This window comes from Pseudomonas ovata (genome assembly GCF_003131185.1).
Taxonomy (GTDB): Bacteria; Pseudomonadota; Gammaproteobacteria; order Pseudomonadales; family Pseudomonadaceae; genus Aquipseudomonas; species Aquipseudomonas ovata.
Genome location: NZ_QFFU01000001.1, coordinates 384,854 through 400,146 on the forward strand (window position 1 = coordinate 384,854; position 15,293 = coordinate 400,146).

14 protein-coding genes are annotated in these 15,293 nt (G+C 63.1%); 10 read left to right on the plus strand and 4 right to left on the minus strand.

Annotated elements, in window-relative coordinates:
• Positions 1-443: 443 nt before the first annotated feature.
• Positions 444-641: a hypothetical protein gene (locus tag DGA31_RS01705; RefSeq protein ID WP_056834371.1), complete on the plus strand. Its 198-nt coding sequence runs from the start codon at positions 444-446 to the stop codon at positions 639-641.
• A 173-nt stretch (positions 642-814) separates the two neighbouring features.
• Entirely contained in the window at positions 815-2,287 is a 1,473-nt protein-coding gene (locus tag DGA31_RS01710) for an inorganic phosphate transporter (protein WP_056834369.1), read from the plus strand.
• 301 nt (positions 2,288-2,588) lie between these two features.
• Here the strand turns inward: DGA31_RS01710 and DGA31_RS01715 are convergent, their stop codons facing one another.
• Positions 2,589-4,079 (minus strand): helicase HerA-like domain-containing protein, encoded by a 1,491-nt coding sequence (locus DGA31_RS01715; protein WP_109511333.1) that lies wholly within the window; start codon positions 4,077-4,079, stop codon positions 2,589-2,591.
• A 156-nt stretch (positions 4,080-4,235) separates the two neighbouring features.
• Between DGA31_RS01715 and DGA31_RS01720 the strand changes: the two genes are divergently transcribed.
• Both DGA31_RS01720 and DGA31_RS01725 read left to right on the plus strand, forming a co-directional pair.
• The gene (locus DGA31_RS01720; RefSeq protein WP_109511334.1) at positions 4,236-5,345 is read left to right on the plus strand and encodes an N-acetylglucosaminyl phosphatidylglycerol synthase; all 1,110 of its coding nucleotides are present in this window, start codon (positions 4,236-4,238) and stop codon (positions 5,343-5,345) included.
• Complete coding sequence (locus tag DGA31_RS01725; RefSeq protein WP_109511335.1) at positions 5,338-6,129, plus strand: N-acetylglucosaminyl phosphatidylglycerol deacetylase; 792 nt, start codon at positions 5,338-5,340, stop codon at positions 6,127-6,129. Before DGA31_RS01720 ends, DGA31_RS01725 begins: the two co-directional genes overlap by 8 nt.
• On the opposite strand, the gene DGA31_RS01730 is transcribed toward DGA31_RS01725, so the two are convergent.
• Positions 6,090-6,269, minus strand: coding sequence for a hypothetical protein (locus tag DGA31_RS01730; protein WP_109511336.1), 180 nt, complete (start codon positions 6,267-6,269; stop codon positions 6,090-6,092). The two genes, DGA31_RS01725 and DGA31_RS01730, sit on opposite strands and share 40 nt — an antisense overlap.
• Positions 6,270-6,335: 66 nt before the next feature.
• Positions 6,336-7,187: a formyltetrahydrofolate deformylase gene (purU, locus tag DGA31_RS01735; RefSeq protein WP_056834363.1), complete on the minus strand. Its 852-nt coding sequence runs from the start codon at positions 7,185-7,187 to the stop codon at positions 6,336-6,338.
• A gap of 515 nt (positions 7,188-7,702) precedes the next feature.
• On the opposite strand from purU, the gene mvaT reads away from it, so the two are divergent.
• Positions 7,703-8,080, plus strand: coding sequence for a histone-like nucleoid-structuring protein MvaT (gene mvaT, locus DGA31_RS01740; RefSeq protein ID WP_056834360.1), 378 nt, complete (start codon positions 7,703-7,705; stop codon positions 8,078-8,080).
• Positions 8,081-8,214: 134 nt separating this feature from the next.
• Here mvaT and sbcB read toward each other — a convergent pair whose 3' ends face one another.
• Positions 8,215-9,645 (minus strand): exodeoxyribonuclease I, encoded by a 1,431-nt coding sequence (sbcB, locus tag DGA31_RS01745; protein WP_109511337.1) that lies wholly within the window; start codon positions 9,643-9,645, stop codon positions 8,215-8,217.
• 162 nt (positions 9,646-9,807) lie between these two features.
• Here sbcB and DGA31_RS01750 point away from each other — a divergent pair, with 162 nt between their 5' ends.
• From DGA31_RS01750 to DGA31_RS01770, 5 genes are read left to right on the plus strand one after another with little or no spacing between them, the layout of a single operon-like run.
• Positions 9,808-10,518 carry an RDD family protein gene (locus DGA31_RS01750; RefSeq protein WP_241509508.1) on the plus strand — a complete coding sequence of 237 codons (711 nt, stop codon included), beginning with the start codon at positions 9,808-9,810 and terminating at the stop codon, positions 10,516-10,518.
• Positions 10,515-11,540 carry a stage II sporulation protein M gene (locus DGA31_RS01755; RefSeq protein ID WP_109511339.1) on the plus strand — a complete coding sequence of 342 codons (1,026 nt, stop codon included), beginning with the start codon at positions 10,515-10,517 and terminating at the stop codon, positions 11,538-11,540. Before DGA31_RS01750 ends, DGA31_RS01755 begins: the two co-directional genes overlap by 4 nt.
• The gene (locus DGA31_RS01760) at positions 11,527-13,068 is read left to right on the plus strand and encodes a DUF4129 domain-containing protein (protein ID WP_109511504.1); all 1,542 of its coding nucleotides are present in this window, start codon (positions 11,527-11,529) and stop codon (positions 13,066-13,068) included. Before DGA31_RS01755 ends, DGA31_RS01760 begins: the two co-directional genes overlap by 14 nt.
• Complete coding sequence (locus DGA31_RS01765; RefSeq protein WP_109511340.1) at positions 13,065-14,255, plus strand: DUF4350 domain-containing protein; 1,191 nt, start codon at positions 13,065-13,067, stop codon at positions 14,253-14,255. The genes DGA31_RS01760 and DGA31_RS01765 overlap by 4 nt, the downstream gene beginning before the upstream one ends.
• Entirely contained in the window at positions 14,252-15,292 is a 1,041-nt protein-coding gene (locus tag DGA31_RS01770) for an AAA family ATPase (RefSeq protein ID WP_109511341.1), read from the plus strand. Before DGA31_RS01765 ends, DGA31_RS01770 begins: the two co-directional genes overlap by 4 nt.
• The last annotated feature ends 1 nt before the right edge of the window (position 15,293 follow it).

A 15,293-nucleotide genomic window follows, 5' to 3' on the forward strand; every position in this document is an offset into this window, starting at 1 on the left:
CTCGTGCAACTGTCAGGGCAATACCCTGCACATTGGGCGTTTCCTGTAGTTGACGTCCCGGTACTTCTTGGAGATAGTAGCGGTCACTTGGCCGGTTATACCTTGCGTCCTGATTGTGCCCTTCGTGCCATGCCAGGGCCTATCGCCATTTTTCGATGCGTCACGCAACGCCCTGTTGCGTTCACCTCGATGCAAGGTCTGGTCAACGTCCGCAATGTCCAGCATTGCGGCTGCCCCATACGAATGTCGCTACGACAGCTGTTTTTTTCCAGTGCCCGTAGCCGCGAGCCACTGCAGGTGTTTGCATTACCTTGAAGTACCGGATGATCCGCAGGGCCTGACTGAATTGTCTGCCCTGCTCCCCGGCCAATCAGGTGAATGTGCGCGCATGGAGTGCCTGGCGTTATCACTGGAACTCATTTGGATATGATCAGGTAACACCCGTGACTAAAGATGAACTGCGCGCGGAACTTGAGCGCCACGAACAACGCTACAAAGAAGTTTACGGCGGCGAAGTGACCACCTATGCCGCGCAGCCCGAGCCCGAGCGCAAACCCTGGCGCAAGCGTGCCACGGTGCAGGACCAGGCGTTCAAGCAAGAGCTGCAACGAATGGAAAAAGAGCTTAAAGACGACGAGTGACCGTCGACTTCAGCAGCCCCCGACCGCCCCTGACGTTGTTTTCTTCCCCTTTTCGGGGCGGCTGTGCCATGCCTGCGAACCACTGATTATCGATACCGATCAGCGGTCGATATATGGAAGTGTATTTTTTCTGTCATAATCCCGCCCCCTTAAGAACGGGTCAGAAATTCTACATGATCGATTTATTCAGCGGGCTTGATGCATGGGTGCTGGTCAGCCTGTTGCTCGCCCTGGCATTCGTCCTATCGTTCGAGTTCATCAATGGCTTCCACGACACGGCCAACGCGGTGGCGACGGTCATCTATACCAAAGCCATGCCACCGCATCTTGCGGTGTTTGCCTCGGGGGTCTTCAACTTCCTCGGGGTGCTGCTCGGCGGTGTGGGCGTGGCCTATGCGATCGTGCACCTGCTGCCGGTCGAGCTGCTGATCAACGTCAATACCGGTCATGGGCTGGCCATGGTCTTCTCATTGCTGACGGCCGCCATCGCCTGGAACCTGGGCACCTGGTACTTCGGTATTCCGGCCTCCAGTTCGCACACGTTGATCGGCTCGATCCTGGGCGTGGGCCTGGCCAACGCCCTGATCAACGGCATTCCGGTCAGTGAAGGCGTGAACTGGCAGAAAGCAATCGATATCGGGGCCTCGCTGGTGTTCTCGCCCCTGGGCGGTTTCCTGATTGCCGGCCTGCTGTTGCTGTTGCTGAAGTGGTGGCGCCCGCTGTCGAAGATGCACAAGACCCCGGAGCAGCGCCGCACACTCGACGACAAGAAGCACCCGCCGTTCTGGAATCGCCTGGTGCTGGTCATTTCCGCAATGGCCGTCAGCTTCGTGCATGGCTCCAACGATGGCCAGAAAGGCATCGGCCTGATCATGCTGGTGCTGATCGGTATCGTGCCGGCCCAGTTCGTTCTCGACCTGAACAGCACCACCTACCAGATCGAGCGCACCCGCGATGCCACCTTGCACCTGAGCCAGTTCTACCAGCGTAATAACGCTACGCTGGGTGAATACCTGGCCATGGGCAAGGCCGCGCCAGGCGACCTGCCATCCACTGCAGCGTGCGATCCCAAGCAGACCATGCCGACCATCGACGCCCTGCTCGCCAGACTGCAAGGCGTGACCGACTACAAGGGCCTGAGCGCCGAAGACCGCATTGAAGTGCGCCGCTACCTGCTGTGCCTGGACGACACGGCGCGCAAGGTCAGCAAGCTGCCCGACCTGGCCGCGCGCGAAAAATCCGACCTGAACAAGCTGCGCAAGGACCTGACCGCCACCACCGAGTACGCACCGTTCTGGGTGATTCTCGCGGTGGCCCTGGCCCTGGGCATCGGTACCATGGTCGGCTGGAAACGCGTAGTGCTGACCATCGGTGAGAAAATCGGCCGCCAGGGCATGACCTACGCCCAGGGCATGTCGGCGCAGATCACCACAGCCACGGCCATTGGCCTGGCCAATGTGTTCAGCCTGCCGGTGTCGACCACGCATATCCTGTCTTCAGGCGTGGCGGGCACCATGGTCGCCAACCGCAGCGGCCTGCAGGGCGGCACGGTCCGCACCATCCTGCTGGCCTGGGTACTGACCCTGCCGGCCACGGTCACGCTGTCAGCCGGCCTGTTCTGGCTGGCATCCATGGCGCTGTCCTGAGCGCATGAGCCCCGGGCCGGTGCCTGGGGTCTGTTGCCGTTTCATCACGGCCGCGCCGGCGCCCGTTTTGCCGCGAGGCAAGGCAGGCGCCGCGAAGTCTGGCCATTCCAGATGAGTGGCGAGTAACGCAGTCTCGCGGCAAAACAGGCCCGGCCCTTCGGGTTGCGTGCCCAATCTCGCCATGCGGTGTTGGAGGACTTGAAAAGGGCGTTCCCCTTTTCTGCGTCCTCCGCCTGGCCTGGCGAGACTTGGCCCAGCAACGCGCCTCGTGCTGAAACGGCAGCAGACCCTAGGACTCTGTTCATCGGCGGCGTGTCTTGCTGCCCAGCAACGACCCCATCAATCCCCGCACCAGTTGCCGTCCAAGCTGACTGGCGGCCTGACGCATGACGCCTTTCATGGCCTGCCCGGCCAGGCCACCGAGAAAGTCACCGGCCTTGTCGCTCAGGCTGGCCTCCGGCGGCCCGGCCGGGCCGGGCGGCTGATGGGGGCCAGGCTCAGCAAGCGTGCGCGCCGCCAGGATCTCGTAGGCCGATTCGCGGTCGACAGGCTGGTCATAACGCCCTGCCAACGGCGACACCGCGATCAATGCCCGACGCTCGGCCTCGCTCAGCGGCCCGATGCGCGATTGCGGCGGGGCGATCACCACGCGCTGCACCCTGGCCGGGGTGCCTTTGTCCTGCAGGGTGCCGACCAGCGCCTCGCCAATGCCCAGCTCGGTCAACACCGCTCGTGCATCGAAGTCAGGGTTGGCCCTGAAGCCTTCGGCCACGGCGCGCAGCGCCTTCTGCTCGCGTGCGGTAAAGGCCCGCAGGCCATGCTGGATACGCAAACCCAACTGCGCCAGGATGTCATCGGGCAAGTCGCTTGGCGACTGGGTCACGAAATACACCCCCACGCCCTTGGACCGGACCAGCCGCACGACCTGTTCAAGCCGTTCCTGCAAGGCCCTGGGCGTATCGGCAAACAGCAGGTGCGCCTCATCGAAGAACAAGGCCAGTAACGGTTTGTCGGCATCGCCACGCTCGGGCAACTGCTCGAACAACTCCGCCAGCAGCCACAACAGGAAGGTGGCATAGACCTTGGGCGCCTCGTGCACCAGACGGCGTGCGTCCAGCAGATGAATACGTCCTCGCCCGTCGCTGGCCGGCTGCAACAGGTCCTGCAGTTGCACCGCAGGCTCACCGAACAGTGCTGCCGCGCCCTGCTGCTCCAGCCCGGCCAGGCGACGCTGCAAAGCCTGGCTGGAGCCGGTGGTCATCAGGGCCGCATCTTCGCCCAACTGTTGCGGATGATCGCGCAGATGAACGAGCAGGGCCTTGAGGTCCTTGAGGTCCAACAGCAACAGGCCTTCACGGTCGGCCACCTTGAACGCCGCATAGAGCGCGGCCTGCTGGCTGTCAGTCAGCGCCAGCAGGTTGCCCAGCAACAAGGGGCCCATTTCACTCAGTGTGGTGCGCAGTGGATGACCGGACACGCCATCGACGTCCCACAGGATGACCGGATAAGCCTGGGGTCGATGATTCAGCCAGGGCATGCCGGCCAGCCGCTCGGCAATCTTGCCCTGCACGGCGCCAGCCGCGCCCAGGCCACAGAGATCGCCCTTGATATCGGCGGCAAATACTGCCACTCCGGCCTCACTGAACGCTTCGGCCAGGCGTTGCAAAGTCACCGTCTTGCCCGTCCCGGTAGCACCGGCGACCAGGCCATGGCGGTTGGCCAGCCGCAGCGCCTGGGCCACCGGTTGAGCCGCCGGGTCTGCACCCAGGACAATTGTTTGAGAGTCCGCCATTGAGTCAATCCTCTTCAGGTTGGCATCGGACTTCTCAGTTTCCACCCGAAACCCGACTCATGACCTTCCACCCGGCGGACGGTCGCAAGGTGATACGAACAACTACGCTGTCAGTGATCCCTCTTTAGAGAGCCACTCATCGCAGGAGCATGCCGCGTGCACATCGCCGACATGACCATGTTCTACGCCCCGGCCAGCGGCGGGGTGCGCACCTACCTGGACGCCAAGCATCGTCGCCTGATGCGTTATCCGGAGGTGCGTCACAGCCTGTTGATCCCGGGCGCACGCAGCAGCCATCACAACGGCATCTACCAGGTGCCTGCCCCGCCACTGCCGTTCGGCAACGGCTACCGTTTTCCCTGGCGGGTCAGCCCCTGGCGCATCACCTTGCAAGGTCTCAAGCCAGACCTTATCGAAGTGGGTGACCCGTACCTGACCGCCTGGGCGGCGCTGGATGCACGCCGGCAACTGGATGTACCGGTCATCGGTTTTTATCATTCCGACCTGCCCTTGCTGGTCAGCAACCGTATCGGGCAGTGGATGGGCAGCAGCGCCCAGGCGTATATCAGCAAGCTGTATGGCCACTTCGACCGGGTCCTGGCGCCCAGCCAGGCAATGGCCGACAAGCTCCTGGCGATGGGCGTGGAGCAGGTGCATGTACAGCCGCTGGGTGTCGACCTGCACGCCTTTCATCCTCGTCATTGCGACCCGTGCCTGAAACAGGTGCTGGGGCTGAGACCCGATACACGGCTGCTGATCTTTGCCGGACGCGGCTCCAGGGAAAAAAACCTCCACGTATTGCTGCACTGCATGCAGCACCTGGGACCCGGTTATCACCTGTTGCTGGTGGGGTCGCACATGCCCAGCCATCGACCGGACAATGTCTCGGTGATCGGGCATTTCCGCCCGCCCGGCGAAGTGGCGCGCCTGCTGGCCAGTGCCGATGCCTTGCTGCACGCCGGCGACCAGGAGACCTTTGGCCTGGTCGTACTCGAAGCCATGGCCTGTGGCACGGCCGTGGTGGCCGTCGACGCCGGGGCGTTCAGCGAGATCATTCCTTCCAGTTGCGGCGTCCTGTGCGAGGCCAACCAGCCACACGCCATGGCCTGCGCAGTGCGTGAGCTGTTCAGCCGGGATGTCCGGGCCGTGGGACAGGCCGGCCGGCGCCATGTCGAACAGTGCTACAGCTGGGACAATGTGGTCGCCGGACTGCTGGGCCACTACCGCACCGTCCTGGGTCACCTGCCGGCCAGGCCCCATGACTGAACCGGCCTCCCTGGCCCGGCCTGCCGTGCTGCTGGTCCTGCATGATGTGGCCCCTTGCAGCTGGCAGTTCTACCGGGATTTCATCGCAGCCGTCGATGCACTCGGGCCGGTGCCGGTGACCTGGCTGGTGGTGCCGGACTTTCACAAACGCCACGCGCTCGGTCGCGATCCACACTTGCTGAACCTGCTGCACCAGCGCCTGGAGCTGGGTGATGAACTGGCGCTGCACGGCTACTACCATTGCGATGATGCACCTGCCCCACGCCACCCTGTGGACGGCTTCATGCGCCGGCTATACACCCATGAAGGCGAGTTCTATCCCCTTACCCGGCAACAGGCGCTGGCGCGCCTGGATGCCGGTATCGACGTGTTCGAACGGTATGCCTGGCCTCTTTACGGTTTTGTCGCCCCGGCCTGGCTGATGAGCGACGGCACCCGCCAGGCGCTGGCCCAGCGACCGCTGCAGTACACCAGCGACCTGCGCGCCTTATACCGGCTGCCTGATTTCAAGCGCTTTGCAGCACCGGGCCTGGTCTGGAGCGCGCGCAGTTCATTGCGCCGAGGCGCGTCATGGCTGGTGGGGCGGTGTCATGAATGGCAATGGCGCCAGGCGCCCGTCATCCGCCTGGGCCTGCACCCGGTGGACATGCAGCATGCGTTGGCGCGCACGTACTGGTTGACGGTACTGGAACGCCTGCTTGATGAAGGACGCCAGCCGCTGACCAAGCATGACTGGCTGGCCACTCAGGGCTGTTGGTCGCCGTCGTCGCGCTGCGAATCCTGAGTCTGGCGCCACAATCGGGCCGCGTCCGGAAAGTCGGTGCCATCTTCCGGCCCCAGGGCGTCCGGGTCATAACGGCTCAGGCAGCCTTCACCGATCACCGGTGGGGCTTTGGAAGTGGCTTTATCCAGCGGATCGTTCATGGACGGTCTCCCGATGCGACGACAGGGCCCACCGTAGCGCAGCGCGCGGCGGTGGGCCAGCCCGGATCAGTCGAAGACCACGGTCTTGTTGTCGTGGACCATGACCCGGTCTTCCAGATGCGCACGCAGGCCACGGGCCAGCACCAGCTTCTCGACGTCACGTCCCAGGCGAACGGTGGTCTCGATGCTGTCGCGATGGCTGATGCGGGCCACGTCCTGCTCGATGATGGGGCCGGCATCGAGCTCTTCGGTGACGTAGTGACACGTGGCGCCGATCAGTTTCACACCCCGCAGGGCAGCCTGATGGTAAGGCTTGGCGCCCACGAACGAGGGCAGGAAGCTGTGGTGGATATTGATGACCCGGTGCGCATAGTCCTGGCACAACTGCGGCGGCAGAATCTGCATGTAGCGCGCCAGGACCACGACATCGGCCTGGTGCTCGCCTACCAGGCGCGACACTTCGGCGAACGCGGGCTGCTTGTCCTTGGGGTCGACCGGTACATGGTAGTAGGGAATGTTGTGCCACTCGACCATGCTGCGCAGGTCCTGGTGATTGGAAATCACGCAGGCGATCTCACAGTCCAGTTCTTCACTGTGCCAGCGGTGCAGCAGGTCGGCCAGGCAGTGCGATTCGCGACTGGCCATCAGGACCACGCGCTTTTTCTGGCTGGAATCGGTAATGCGCCAGTCCATCGAGAATTCTTCGGCAATCGGCGCAAATGCCTGGCGAAAACCGTCCAGGTCGAAGGGCAGCGTATCGGCGCGAATTTCGTGGCGCATGAAGAACCAGCCACTGAGGTTGTCAGAGTGATGACTCGATTCTGTAATCCACCCATTGTAGGACGCCAGAAAGTTACTGACCTTGGCAACGATGCCGACCCGGTCCGGGCAAGCGATCACCAGGCGAAAAGTGCGCATGGGTAAAACTCCAGAGCTCCATAAAGGCGGCCATTCTAGCTGCTGCGCTGCAAAACTGCAGTAGTACGGTCATGCCTTTTAGCCACTCAAACATGGCACAAGGCCTCATCTCTCGGATTTCATCTTGTCAATGCGCTTGCCGCATAGAGCTAAAAGGAAAAGCCTGACACTCAATGAGGAATTTTCGCGCATTAAATTCCGACATATGGCTATTTCAGGGACATCCTTAAACAGGATCTTGTGATTCGACATAAAGCAGACTAAGAACGATTGCACCGGTCGTCACACGCGGTTTTCATGCCGGCGTGCACGGCCATTGCAACGGCATTTCGTACAGCCACAACCAACATAATTAGGTACGATTGCAGCGCTCGGCTAGTTCCGTCATGCTGTACGAACGCTGTATATCCATGACTCACTTCAAAGAAAACTTTAAATACTGTTTACTTGCTCAAATACCCTGACTATTATTGCCCCCACTGTCCCCTGCAACCCTCACATCCTAGGTATGACTCATGTCCCTGATCATCGAATATCGCGCCACTGAAGAAGCTATCAAAGAGCTGCAGGCGCGTTTGAAAAATCTGTCCCAAGATGACAAATTGCAAGCCGAGCTCGAGTTCGAAGGCAAACTGCGCGCCCTGATGGGTGAGTACCAGAAGTCGCTGCGCGACATCATTGCCCTGCTCGACCCGGAAGCCAAGATCAACAAGGCACCGCGTGGCGCTGTAAAAACCACCACGACCAAGCGCGCGCGCAAGGTCAAGCAATACAAGAACCCGCACAACGGCGAAGTCATCGAAACCAAGGGTGGCAATCACAAGACCCTGAAAGAGTGGAAAGCCCGCTGGGGTGGCGATGAAGTTGAAAGCTGGTCGACGCTGCTGGGCTGATCCCCACCGTCCACCTCAAAACGCCAGCTTGCTGGCGTTTTTTATTTGCATGAAATTGAACGATAACCCCGACCTTGTTATTGCACCCTCAACACGCGCCCGGGCTCAACCGATGTAACGCTGCGCCCCCCTCCCTAGAGCCCCAGTCGATTACGCAATTGCTGCACATAATCCTGCCACTGGCCAATGACCTTGAGCTGCTCGGGACTGGCACTTGGCGATACTTCGGCCACGGCGGCGGTAAAACTTTGCAAAGTATTCGGCGCGCCGTACTCCGCGTGACTCAGCCTGGCCCGACAAAAATCCAGCCAGCGTTGTTGTTCAGCCGTATTCAAGGTGTCGGCAAAATTACGCGCCCGATAGCGGAACAGCAATTCAGGCAAGCGCCCGTCATCGAATGGCCACACCGGTTGCGCCAGTTGCTCGGGTTCGGCCATGCGCACTTGCTCGCACAAGCGCCTGTCGCGCTCGCCTATAAAACCGTCATACAACTGTTGCTCGGGATCTTCATGCCCACTGAAGTCTTCCTTGCCATACACCGCCTGCACACGGTCCTGCCAAAGTTGCGGATTGTGCTGCAATGACGCGGCGCGCGCGTGCACGGTGGTCATGTCCAGTTGCAAACGCTGTTGATCTTGCGGCCGTAAAACATTCAGTGGCGCCAGCACCGGGCAGCGATTGATATGCACAAGTTTCAGCGGCACCGGCCGCGTCCCCTCGGCCAGGTCCTCATGCCGGGTGTATAACCGTTGGCGCAAGGTCTCGGCCTCTTCCTCAAGCAACGGTCCAGGGTCTGCGTGCAGATCGCAGACAATCAGGGCATTACGGTTATGCGGGTGCCAGGCCAGCGGCAGGACCACGCCCAGATAGTGCCGGGCCGCCGAAAAGCGCCCGGAGATGTGCACCAGCGGCTCTAACAAGGTGATCTGCTCTTGCACCTTGCGCTTGTTACGCAGGTTGAACAGGTAATTGTAGAGCCTGGGTTGCCGGTCACGAATCAAGCGTGCCAGTGCGATGGTGGCGCGCACGTCGGACAATGCATCATGGGCCTGGCCATGATCGATACCATTGGCGGCCGTCAGGCGCTCAAGCTTGAGGCTGACCCGCCCTTGCTCTTCGGGCCAGACAATGCCATCGGGGCGCAATGCATACGCGGCACGCACCACATCGATCAGGTCCCAACGGCTGTTGCCGCCCTGCCATTCACGGCCGTAAGGGTCGTAGAAATTGCGATACAGGCTATACCGGGTCACTTCGTCGTCGAAACGCAGCGTGTTATAGCCCGCGCCGCAGGTGCCAGGCGCAGCCAGTTGCGCATGCACCAGACGCATGAAGTCAGCCTCGCACATACCCTGCTCCGCCAGCCGTACCGGTGTGATACCGGTGATCAGGCACGCCATCGGATGCGGCAGGATATCGTCGCCGGGCTGGCAATAGAGGTTGACGGGCGCGGCAATCTCATTGAGGTCGGCGTCGGTACGGATACCGGCCATTTGCAACGGACGATCGCAGCGCGGATTGATGCCGGTGGTTTCGTAGTCGTACCAGAAGATGCTGGAAGTCACGGGCTGTTCCTGAACTGAAGACCTGAGAAGTGTAGAACCTGACGGCTTCAAATAGCCAATTGGCGCGTGGTTGCTGCATGGATCGGGCAAGGTCTGTCTGTGCAGCCCGCTTGACGGATACACAGTGCTAACATCCCTTATCGCTCCCCAAGTGCCATGACCATGCTTGCAGATTCGACAAGGCCGGCCCTTCCTCTGGACACCCGACTCAGGATCGAGACCCCCGAGGGCATCGACCTGATCCTGCGCCCTGCCGGCCTGGTGGTGCGCGCGCTGGCCTTCAGCCTCGACCTGGGCCTGCGCGGCCTCTTGTTGCTGGGCATCTATGGCGGGTTTTCGCTGCTTGACCAACTGGGTGCGGGGCTGATCGCCATCGCCCTGTTCATGCTCAACTGGTGGTACCCGGTGCTGTTCGAGGTGCTCAACCAGGGCCGTACGCCCGGCAAACAGTGGATGGGGCTGCGCGTGGTGCATGACGACGGCACGCCGGTGGGCTGGTCATCCTCACTGATCCGCAATTTGCTGCGGGCCGTCGACATGCTGCCGTTCGGCTATGCCCTTGGCGCTGTCGCCAGCCTCAACCACGCCTCGTTCAAACGCCTGGGCGACCTCGCCGCCGGCACACAAGTGATCTATCGCGAACGGCCACGGTCGCGACCGGTGCTGCCTGAAGCCATGCCGGCGGTGGCCCCCTTTGCCCTGACCCTGCCAGAGCAGCGCGCCATTCTCGAACTGGCCGAGCGCCAGGGCGAGCTGTCCGCTGCCCGCATCCATGAACTGGCCGCCCACCTGGCCGGGCCGTTGCGTGTGCATCCCGACCAGGCCGTGGCCCAGCTTTACGGCATTGCACGCACCCTGGTAGGCCCGGCATGAAACAGCGCCAGTTCGAATCCCGCTACCAGGCCGACTGGAACGCCTTTGCCGAACAACTGGACCGGCTTGAGCACCGTCGCCGCACGCCCGGCAAACGCAAGGCACTGTGGCCTGAAGCGCGCCCTCGGCACAGGCTGAATCACGAAACCTTCAGCCGCGACTACCGGCGCGTCTGCCAGCACCTGGCGCTGGCCCAGGCCCGGGGCTACAGCACGTTCCTGGTCGACTCGCTGCAACAACTGGCCATGCGCGGCCATCAGCAACTGTATCGCCATCAAGGCACGGCCGTGACCCAATTGCTGGTCTTCATGCTGGCCGGTTTTCCAAGGCAGGTCCGGGCCCAATGGCGTTTTGTGGCCGTGTCGGGCCTGCTGCTGTTCGGCAGCCTGCTGGGCATGGGCCTGCTGGTGCATGCAGTGCCCGAGCTGGTGTACAGCGTCGTCAGTCCCGGCCAGGTCAGCAGCTTGCAGGCCATGTACGCACCTGATGCCGAGCACATCGGCAGAGCGCCCGAGCGCTCCGCCAGCGCAGACTGGGAGATGTTCGGCTACTACATCATGAACAACATCGGCATTGCCTTTCAGACCTATGCCACCGGCGTACTACTGGGGCTGGGCAGCCTGTTCATCCTGCTTTACAACGGACTGATGATGGGTGCGGTGGCCGGCTACCTGACGCAACTGGGCTATGGCCAGACGTTCTGGACCTTCGTGGTCGGCCATGGTGCCTTTGAACTGACCGCCATCGCGCTGGCCGGCGCGGCCGGGCTGAAACTGGGCTGGGCGATCCTGGCACCGGGCAGGCTGACCCGCAGCCACGCCCTGCGCGAAGCCGGCCGGACCAGCATGCAGTTGCTGGGCGGGGTGATTGCCATGCTGCTGATTGCTGCGTTCATCGAGGCCTACTGGTCATCGATGGCCTGGCCGGCGCCGTGGATCAAATACCTGGTGGGCGGGCTTTTATGGACACTGGTGGCTGCCTGGCTGCTGCTGGCAGGACGCACTGCACATGCGCCTGACTGACGCCAGTATCGAGGTGCGCCCCCGCCCTGCCTGGGAAGCCCTGGACCTGGGCATCCTGCTGGCCCGTGAGCACCGTGGCCTGCTCATGGCCTCCTGGGCGCTGGTCACCCTGCCATTGCTGGCGCTGCTCAGTGCGCTGCTGTGGGACTATCCCGGCGCGGTCATGGTGATGTTCTGGTGGCTCAAGCCACTCTATGAACGTCTGCCACTGCTGATTGTGTCCCAGGCGCTGTTCGGGGCGACACCGACCCTCGGACAAGCCCTCAAGGCCTGGCCGGCGACCCTCAGACGCCAATGGCTACCCAGCCTGACCTGGCGGCGCCTGAGCCTGGTGCGCAGTTTCACCCTGCCGGTGCAGCAGCTCGAAGGTCTGGCCGGTGATGAACGTCGCCAGCGCCTGGGCGTACTCTGTCAGGCCGACATGCGCGCCGCACGCTGCCTGACCCTGGTGGGCATGCACCTGGAAATGGTTTTGTATATCGGCCTGATCCTGCTGCTGTACGCCCTGATCCCGGCACCGCTCACGGATGACGTGGACTGGACCGGCCTGCTGCAGGGCTTCGGGCAGCCGCTATGGCTCGATCACCTGCTCAACGGGCTCTATGCGCTGGCGCTGATCGCCTGGGAACCGGTGTATGTCACCTGCGGCTTCACGCTTTACCTTAACCGGCGCACGCGCCTGGAGGCCTGGGACATCGAGCTGGTGTTCAGGCGCCTGCGCCAGCGCCTGGCCGGTAGCGCCAGCGCCCTGCTACTGGGCGCCAGCCTGATCCTGTGCGGCCTGCCGGCCACGGGCTGGGCCGCCAGTGTCGAGCCCGAAGCAACGCCTGACAGCCCGCGCCTGACCCACCAGCCGCTGACCAGCGAGCAATCGCGTGAAACGATCGAGCAGATTCTGCAAGCGCCGCCTTTCAGCAATCCTGAAACCGTCTCGGGCTGGCGCGTGGCCGAATCACCGCAGGCTGAAGCCGAGCCCGCTCAGCCCCCTTCCGGCTCCGGCCCTGACTGGCTGAACGGGCTGCTCAAAGGGGCCAGCCTGATTGCCCGCCTGATTGAAGTGCTGCTCTGGGGGCTGGCCATCAGTCTGTCGGTGCTGGTGCTCTGGCGCTACCGCCAATGGATGCAGCTGTTTATCGTGCCAATCGGCATGCGCAAACGCCCGGTGCGCCCGACAGCGCCTGCATCATTCGATACGCCACCGGTAGCCGAGTGCTTGCCCGAGGACATTGCTACCCAGGTTCAGGCCTTGTGGGCCAGCCAGCCGCGTGAAGCCCTCGGCCTGTTGTACCGGGCCCTCATCAGTCGGGTGGCCCGCGATTACCAATTGCCCATCAGCGGTGCCGACACCGAAGAACAGGTGCTTGAACGTATCAACCGGCTCGATCACCCGGCCTTGAGCGCATTCAGCCAGGAACTGACCGGCCATTGGCAAAACCTCGCCTACGGTCATCGCCTGCCTGGCACGGATGTTCAGCAACGCCTGTGTGACACCTGGCGGCAACTGTTCGACCACAGGTCACGCCCATGAAGTGGCGCTACCCGTTGCTCGGCCTTTTGCTGATGGCCCTTCTGGCCGGGCTGATCGTGCTGTTGATGCCGCCGCTTGAGCGCTACGAAGAAATGGTCGAACAAGGCCCTTCGCCCGAGGCCCGGCAAAATCCCTGGCTGGCCGCCGAGTACTTTCTGCGCGAGCGCTCGATCCCTGTACATACGGTCACAACCTGGAATGACTTGCCCGACCCGGGCCCGCAGCGCCAGACCCTGATGCTGCTCGACAAGCGCACCTACATGCGGCCCGCCGAGGTCGAACAACTGCTGGATTGGGTAGACAAAGGCGGGCATCTGGTGCTGGTCGCCGAGCAGACCTGGAACGAGCAGACCCAACGCAGCGGCGACCTGCTGCTGGACCGCCTGCAGATTCGCCGGCTGTCGACCCACGACCTGCCAGAGCCCGATCAGCCAGTGCCCGCGATTCCCCTGGCCGCGCCAGAACCTGTCAGCCCGCGCTGGCCGGAGCTGACCCGCCTGTACCTTGAGAACGAGCAGGCGCCGGCCTATCTGGAGTTCGATACGACCTGGCACCTGGAAGACCCTGAAGACCATGCCCGCTACTGGGCCAACAGCGCATCGGCCACCCACCTGCTGCAACTGGCGCACGGCCAGGGCCTGGTGACGGTCGTGACCGATGCCGGGCTCTGGCAGAACAGCACCATCGCCGGGCACGACAATGCCTGGTTGCTGTGGTACCTGACCCAGGACAGCCAGGTCACGCTGGTGCGCGGCACCGGGCATGACAACCTGATAACGCTGTTGCTGCGCCACTTCCCCCTGGCCTTGACCTGCCTGGCGCTCTTGCTGGTGCTGGCGCTCTGGCGGGTCGCGCGACGCGAAGGCCCGTTGCAGGCGCCGCCCCCGCTGGCCCGCCGACAGCTGGCCGAACACTTGCGCGCCAGTGCCGACTTCCTGTTCAGGCACCATGGCCATCAGGCCCTATTGAAGCACCTGCAACAGGACATCCTGCGCCGTGCGCGCCTGCGCCATCCCGGTTTCGAAGCGCTGGGCGTTGCCGACCAATGGCAAGTCCTGGCGCGCCTGACCCGCCAACCCACCAGCGTCATCGGTGAGGCTCTGCATCCGCGTCCGGTGCAGCGCCTGTCCAGTGCCGACTTCACCCGCCAGGTCGCCCGCCTGCAAACCCTCAGGAATGCCCTATGAGCGAGTACAGCGAACCGCTGTTTCCCGATGTCCCTTCAGCCACGCCAGAGTTGGCATCGACCGACGATAACCAGGCACGCCAGCGCCAGCGCGCCAGCCAGTTGGCACAAGGCCTGCGCCAGGAATTGCAAAAGGCCGTGATCGGCCAGCAAGCAGTCATCGATGATGTGCTCACCGCCCTGATCGGTGCCGGGCATGTGTTGATCGAAGGCGTGCCGGGGCTGGGCAAGACGTTACTGGTGCGTGCCCTGGCGCGCTGTTTCGGCGGTGAGTTTGCGCGCATCCAGTTCACGCCCGACCTGATGCCCAGCGACGTGACCGGGCATGCCGTCTACGACCAGCAAAGCGAACAGTTCAAGCTGCGCAAGGGCCCGGTGTTCACTCACCTGCTGCTGGCCGACGAAATCAACCGCGCACCGGCCAAGACCCAGGCGGCCCTGCTCGAAGCCATGCAGGAGCGCCAGGTTACCCTTGAGGGCCGCACACTGCCCATCGCCCAGCCGTTCATGGTCCTGGCCACCCAGAACCCCATCGAGCAGGAAGGCACCTATCCATTGCCGGAAGCCGAGCTGGACCGCTTCATGCTCAAGCTGCACATCGATTATCCGGCCGCCCACGAAGAATTGCTGATGGTGCGCCAGGTGACGCGCTCGACCCGCGCCGACATGCTCGACGTGCAGCCCTTGCGCGTGGTGATGCAGCCGCGCGAGGTACAGGCGCTGCAACGCATCGCCAGCGAACTGCCCATCGACGAGCAGGTGCTGGAATACGCCGTGCGCCTGGCGCGGGCAACCCGCAGCTGGCCTGGGCTGGCACTGGGCGCAGGCCCCCGGGCCTCGATTGCGCTGGTGCGTGGCGGACGGGCGCGGGCACTGCTGCGCGGCGCAGAGTTCGTCACCCCCGACGACATCAGGCAGTGCGCCCTGGCCGTGCTGCGTCACCGTGTACGCCTGACGCCGGAGCTGGACATCGAAGGGCTGTCGGTGGACCAGGTGCTCAGGCAACTGTTCGACCAGGTTCCGGCGCCGCGCCTGTGAA

Bases quoted from the DNA above. Each gene is read 5' to 3' on its own strand.
- DGA31_RS01770 (WP_109511341.1), top strand. From the start codon at position 14,252: ATGAGCGAGTACAGCGAACCGCTGTTTCCCGATGTCCCTTCAGCCACG.
- DGA31_RS01730 (WP_109511336.1), bottom strand. From the start codon at position 6,269: ATGAACGATCCGCTGGATAAAGCCACTTCCAAAGCCCCACCGGTGATC.
- DGA31_RS01750 (WP_241509508.1), top strand. From the start codon at position 9,808: ATGCTTGCAGATTCGACAAGGCCGGCCCTTCCTCTGGACACCCGACTC.
- DGA31_RS01710 (WP_056834369.1), top strand. From the start codon at position 815: ATGATCGATTTATTCAGCGGGCTTGATGCATGGGTGCTGGTCAGCCTG.
- DGA31_RS01715 (WP_109511333.1), bottom strand. From the start codon at position 4,079: ATGGCGGACTCTCAAACAATTGTCCTGGGTGCAGACCCGGCGGCTCAA.
- DGA31_RS01765 (WP_109511340.1), top strand. From the start codon at position 13,065: ATGAAGTGGCGCTACCCGTTGCTCGGCCTTTTGCTGATGGCCCTTCTG.
- purU (WP_056834363.1), bottom strand. From the start codon at position 7,187: ATGCGCACTTTTCGCCTGGTGATCGCTTGCCCGGACCGGGTCGGCATC.
- mvaT (WP_056834360.1), top strand. From the start codon at position 7,703: ATGTCCCTGATCATCGAATATCGCGCCACTGAAGAAGCTATCAAAGAG.
- DGA31_RS01755 (WP_109511339.1), top strand. From the start codon at position 10,515: ATGAAACAGCGCCAGTTCGAATCCCGCTACCAGGCCGACTGGAACGCC.
- DGA31_RS01725 (WP_109511335.1), top strand. From the start codon at position 5,338: ATGACTGAACCGGCCTCCCTGGCCCGGCCTGCCGTGCTGCTGGTCCTG.
- DGA31_RS01760 (WP_109511504.1), top strand. From the start codon at position 11,527: ATGCGCCTGACTGACGCCAGTATCGAGGTGCGCCCCCGCCCTGCCTGG.